Raw genomic sequence first — 910 nt, forward strand, 5'->3', positions numbered from 1 at the left:
CCCCGACCTCGCCTACCTCGTGCGCTTCCCCACCGCCGACGGCATCCGGGACATGGAGCTGACCTGGGCGGAACTCGCCCGCGACACGGAGTGGGCCACCGACCGGCTGCGGGAGCACGGCCTTGCCGCCGGGCAGCGATCCCTGCTGACCGCCTCCGGCTTCGAGGGCTTCTGGGGCCACGCGCTGATCGGAGCCCTGCGCACGCTGAAGGTGACGTACGGCATCGCCGAGGCGATGGGCTGGGACCACCGCCGCACCGCCGTCTTCCATCGCGAACTCTCCCCGCAGTCGGTCATCGGTCTGTCCGCCGAGACCGTGGAGGGGCTGGCAGGCGCCGCCGACATCGGCGAGATGTTCCGGTCCACGTCCGTGGTCCTGGCCCGGCCCGCCGCCGTACCGCTCCTGCGGGGCGTGGGCGTGTCCGCCGCCCTGATCTCGGCCGTGGGACCGGCCCTCGCGCTGGAGTGCCCCGAGCGGTGCGGCGCGCACGTCAACGCCGCCCAATGGCGATTCGGCGAGCGGGACGGGCAGTTGTCCGTGACGGCGGGGGAGGAGCGTCAGTCGGCGCTCCCCGAGACGCCGCTCGGCATCGCGGGCCGCGTCGAAACCGGCCGGTGCGCCTGCGGCAGCGAGAACCCGCGGATCCTGCTCGCCGAGGCCGACCGGCCTTCCCGACAAAGGAGTTGAGGATGTCTGAAGGAGTGGTCGACGGCCGGGTCGTGGTCGTCACCGGTGCCGGCAACGGGATCGGCCGGGCACATGCCCTGGCGTTCGCCGCGCACGGGGCGAAGGTCGTGGTCAACGACCTGGGCGGCGGGCGGGACGGGGCGGGTGCCTCGGCCGGACCCGCCCAGACCGTGGTGGACGAGATCGTCGCGGCCGGCGGCGAGGCCGCGGCCAACACGGACG

1 protein-coding gene and 1 pseudogene are annotated in these 910 nt (G+C 74.3%); both read left to right on the top strand.

All coding sequences use genetic code 11. From position 1 onward, the window contains the following. A partial coding sequence (locus TN53_RS41075; RefSeq protein ID WP_046263988.1) for a hypothetical protein occupies positions 1 to 688 on the top strand: 688 nt, incomplete at its 5' end. Between the two features lie 2 nt (positions 689 to 690). Further along, positions 691 to 910 (top strand): annotated as a pseudogene (locus TN53_RS41080) (short-chain dehydrogenase); the annotation flags it as partial.

It is taken from the genome of Streptomyces sp. WM6386, from assembly GCF_000972385.1.
Lineage (GTDB): Bacteria > Actinomycetota > Actinomycetes > Streptomycetales > Streptomycetaceae > Streptomyces.